The organism is Paenibacillus sp. VTT E-133291, from assembly GCF_002264395.1.
Taxonomy (GTDB): domain Bacteria; phylum Bacillota; class Bacilli; order Paenibacillales; family Paenibacillaceae; genus Paenibacillus_AQ; species Paenibacillus_AQ nitricinens.
This window is the reverse complement of the sequence record NZ_NFVA01000183.1, coordinates 1-3,969: the sequence shown is the minus strand read 5'-3', so window position 1 is coordinate 3,969 and position 3,969 is coordinate 1. Positions and strand designations below refer to the sequence as shown.

Annotated in this window: 5 protein-coding genes; 2 read left to right on the top strand and 3 right to left on the bottom strand. The window is 45.1% G+C overall.

Annotated elements, in window-relative coordinates; translation table 11 throughout:
• Positions 1-52: 52 nt before the first annotated feature.
• The gene (locus tag CA598_RS31255) at positions 53-613 is read right to left on the bottom strand and encodes a hypothetical protein (protein WP_094879018.1); all 561 of its coding nucleotides are present in this window, start codon (positions 611-613) and stop codon (positions 53-55) included.
• Between the two features lie 118 nt (positions 614-731).
• On the opposite strand from CA598_RS31255, the gene CA598_RS31250 reads away from it, so the two are divergent.
• Positions 732-1,220: a PH domain-containing protein gene (locus CA598_RS31250; RefSeq protein ID WP_094869520.1), complete on the top strand. Its 489-nt coding sequence runs from the start codon at positions 732-734 to the stop codon at positions 1,218-1,220.
• An 82-nt stretch (positions 1,221-1,302) separates the two neighbouring features.
• Here the strand turns inward: CA598_RS31250 and CA598_RS31245 are convergent, their stop codons facing one another.
• Positions 1,303-2,778 carry a glycosyl hydrolase gene (locus CA598_RS31245; protein ID WP_094879017.1) on the bottom strand — a complete coding sequence of 492 codons (1,476 nt, stop codon included), beginning with the start codon at positions 2,776-2,778 and terminating at the stop codon, positions 1,303-1,305.
• A gap of 175 nt (positions 2,779-2,953) precedes the next feature.
• Positions 2,954-3,370, bottom strand: coding sequence for a cytidine deaminase (locus tag CA598_RS31240; RefSeq protein WP_094879019.1), 417 nt, complete (start codon positions 3,368-3,370; stop codon positions 2,954-2,956).
• A 107-nt stretch (positions 3,371-3,477) separates the two neighbouring features.
• Between CA598_RS31240 and CA598_RS31235 the strand changes: the two genes are divergently transcribed.
• Positions 3,478-3,909, top strand: a complete 432-nt coding sequence (locus CA598_RS31235; RefSeq protein ID WP_042194351.1) for a NucA/NucB deoxyribonuclease domain-containing protein — start codon at positions 3,478-3,480, stop codon at positions 3,907-3,909.
• Positions 3,910-3,969 lie beyond the last annotated feature (60 nt).

Genomic DNA, 3,969 nt, shown 5'->3' with positions numbered 1-3,969 from the left:
CTACTGTCTACTATGATGGGAGCATATCACTGTTCAGCGTCTAACTTCCGATCTATTCTTGAACTTTCTCTGATTCAGCGGTGGATTGACCATCAGCATCGATGAGCCCTGTTGCTTCTCTTGCTTCATTAAGCTTGGAAATGCCGTATAGCATCGCGACGTCAGCGTTCTGATTCAATTCCTCGAACTTCTCAGCAGTGACCTCTGCGGAATCAGCACCTTGAGAGGCCTGTTCTTTTAGAGAATAAGCACTTTGAAAAGCAATCTTAGACTCATCAAGCAGCTTACGAATGTCTTCGGGCAAGCTAGAGGAAATTTTCACTTTTTCAGCCTGATTGGATAGGTCTGTTGCGGTCTTCTGGAATTCGTTAATCTTCTTCTCCAGCTGCCTGTCCAAAAGGTCTCCTGCTGAATAAGCAGCAATAGCTTCGTTGAACTCCGCTAAAGATGATTTTCCTAATTCATCAAGTTTAGACATTTCATTGTAGAAGTTTTGCACGGTTTCCTGCACTTCTTCTTCCGAGGCAGGTGCCGATGAAGTTGAATTATTATTGCTGCAGGCGCTAAGGATGACAGTCAGCATTAGCGTTCCTATTAGTAACACTTTTTTCATTATTTATCCCTCCACTTAACAGAATAATGTCGGTTTGTGTAAAGCGCAAATGAAATTTATGTAAAACGACTATTATGTTATAATTATTTTAATTGTAATCAGGGAAGGAGAGGTATTTATGCCTTATTGCACAACCTGCGGATCAGAATATAAGCAGGGCGCTAAATTTTGTGGAGAATGCGGAACTAGCATGGACGGCACCGCTCCAGTGACCGCCCGCCGTCCATCAGCAAATCCAAATGCTACTCAAGAAGTCGTTCTCTGGAAAGGCAAACCAGCCAGTATCTCTGATCGCCTCAAAGGAATCGTACGCCTAAACACTACTACGTACACCATTACAAGCCAGCGCATTATGGTAAAGACCGGACTTATCGGTAAAAATGTCGAAGAGATCGAATTACTGCGTGTACGCGATTTATCCGTAGCACAATCTATCATGGACCGGATGCTCGGCATCGGTACATTAACTGTATTTTCAGATGATGCCTCAGCACCTCAGCTTCTTTTCCGAAAAATTCATGATGCTCAAACCGTCAAAGATGTTCTGCGCAAAGCTGTTCGTGACGAGAAGATCGCCAACAACATTAGCTACCGTGAACAAATCTGAGATTTTTCCACATTAAAAAAAGCCCCGGAATCCGGGGCTTTTTTGCTAATATTCGGATGCTCGAATCCGTTCGGATATCGCCTTAAGGAAGATAAAATGCTCCAGCTGGAATAACCCCTTTGGGTTGGCTAGGACTTTCCCACTGCAATACAATCCGCGCGTCTCCCACATTCTCATAGTACTCCACTTTTATTTCATGCAGCTTGCCTGCAATCAGATTCACACAGCCTTTTCGCTCTTGCCCACTCTGATTCACCCAACTGTCAATGATCAGCCCACCATCAATCCACACCCGCACCCCGTCATCAGAGGAGGTGTAAAGGGTATAGGTTTCACTATAGGCTGCAGTAAGCTTACCACTCCACCGTATTGAAAAAGCGTCGATGCGAATGGCTGGATCAGGCGAACCCTGTTTCCACGAAAATTGGATGTTAGCATCCGTTCGCGTCAGCGCAGGAGCGCCGCTAAGGGTCATATTATTGTAATATTGTCCCCATAGTCCACTTTGCAGCACACTATCTCCCATAGCTTCCACAATTGCCGCCTCAGCAGCATACTCTTCCCGTGTGAATACAAAGCTGTCGTTCATAAAGGCTCTAATTACCGCATCGGTATTCTTCTCATAAAGAAGCTTGCCCCAGGTCATCTGATAAGACCATTTGGGCTGTGATTTAGATAGTAGTGCAGGGGACGGTAGCTCTCCATTTTCTCCAATCGCGATCACTTTTCCACGACCCAGATCCCATAGACTATCATAGTGACTTCCCTTAAAATCCCCATCATAGATATCTAGTGCCAGCACATCTACTTTATCACCGCTTGGGTAGTATTCGGCAGGGTCATCACTCCACTGATTTTTGGCATTTGGGCTCCAGACCCACAATAAATTATGCAGCTTATGATAGCTGGTGAAACGGTCAAACATAAGGTTCCACAGTCCCACGTAGTTGCTCTTCTTCCCCCACCAGAACCATCCGCCATTCATTTCATGATACGGCCGCCAGAGCACAGGAACACCTGCATCATTTAGTTTTTTTAAAGAAAGAGCTATCTTATCCAGATCAGCGATCAGTGCATTATACTGAGTGGTACCCGGGGTTATATATTTGTCAAAATCAGCGTTGCTTATGCTCGTAGAAACATTAGTCCAAGCAGGAGCTGTCCCTGGCAACTGAGCGTGATAACTTATCGTTACGATTCCACCGGAATTATACCAGCGAATAGCACTGCTAACGACCCAATCCCGCTGATTGTCTATTAGTGCTGCCGTCTGATTATTGATTGCGCCCAGCTCATAGCCGTGAAGGGCCGCATATTGCCCGCTAGTATTTTTCAGCTCCCCATTGAACTCATCCGCGCTTTCCAAATAATCATGTTGTCCACTAATCCATCCTTTTCCTTGCAGAAAATAAAGGGTATTCAACAATTTCTGAGCAGAAGGCACCGTTTCCGAATCCGCCGGAGCCATTTGCAATTTACGATACGACATTTGCCACTGAACATCGCTCACAAACCTCGATGCCGAATCAACCATATTTCGAAGATTGCGCTGTTCCATCCACTCTCACATCCTTTTAACTTTTTTTAAGTTATAGTATGGGGATACTAGTGACATGAACTCAGCGAATGGACATGAAGTTGTAAATTAATTTAGGACAGTGTAAGGAACTGCAGAATAAATTCACGGCTCCATAAAAAAAGGAGCCTAGTGGCTCCCGAGCAAACTCTCCAATTTACCTCGTATATCTCAGCGGTAGTAATTCAGAAATATCATATTTAGCTAACCGGCCGTCCTCGGATACAATAACTTTGCAGTCCTTCCCGTAATCAGCAATTAACTCACGGCACATCCCGCAGGGAGAAACTACTTTAATTTCTCTTTCCGCGCTGTCCGGATCAGAATGCCTTGCCGCAACAATCGCATCAAATTCCTTGTAGCCTTCGGATACCGCTTTTCCAATCACCATCGCTTCTGCACAGACTGTAATTCGTCCCATGCTAGCTTCTACATGTACCGCTGTAAAGATTTCCCCCGTCTTAGTACGGAGCGCCGCCCCTACATGGTGCCTTTCCCATTCATAGCGTCTAGTTATAATATCTTCAGCAGAGGCTATAAGCGTCTGATCTTCAATCGTAATCAAATACTCCATATCCAATACCGTCCTCCTCTTATTTTTCCTAAGTATATTAAATCGCACTGCATTATGATATAAGATATACTATTTTAAGTTCCAAAAAAGGAGGAGCAGATTTGAAAATACAGAAACTACTCACCAGTCTCATCATTGTTGTGTTACTTGCTTTGGGCGGTTATTGGTATGAACAGAACGGAGATCCGGCAGCCCCCTCGTCCACATCCGATTCAGAAGTTGTTCAGCTGATCTTCCCATCAGATCGTTATCCTGAAACCGCTAAGCACATTCAGGACGCGATTGCCAAAGGGGAGTCCGCGACGTGCACGATTAACCGTGAGCAGGCTGAAGACAACCGCAAAGAATCCTTAAAAGGGATCCCCACCAAAAAAGGCTACGACCGCGATGAATGGCCCATGGCCATGTGTAATGAAGGCGGAAAAGGGGCCGATATTGAATACATAACCCCAAAAGATAACCGCGGCGCAGGTAGCTGGGTCGGCAATCAGTTAGAAGATTATGCGGATGGAACCCGCGTAGAATTTATGTTTAAATAATGAGCTAACGAGAACAGCGCTTCAAAAAAAGTAGCCCCATCCGGTATACCGGATGGGGCT

Coding starts and splice junctions, on each gene's coding strand:
- CA598_RS31255 (WP_094879018.1), bottom strand. CDS start 613: ATGAAAAAAGTGTTACTAATAGGAACGCTAATGCTGACTGTCATCCTT.
- CA598_RS31250 (WP_094869520.1), top strand. CDS start 732: ATGCCTTATTGCACAACCTGCGGATCAGAATATAAGCAGGGCGCTAAA.
- CA598_RS31245 (WP_094879017.1), bottom strand. CDS start 2,778: ATGGAACAGCGCAATCTTCGAAATATGGTTGATTCGGCATCGAGGTTT.
- CA598_RS31240 (WP_094879019.1), bottom strand. CDS start 3,370: ATGGAGTATTTGATTACGATTGAAGATCAGACGCTTATAGCCTCTGCT.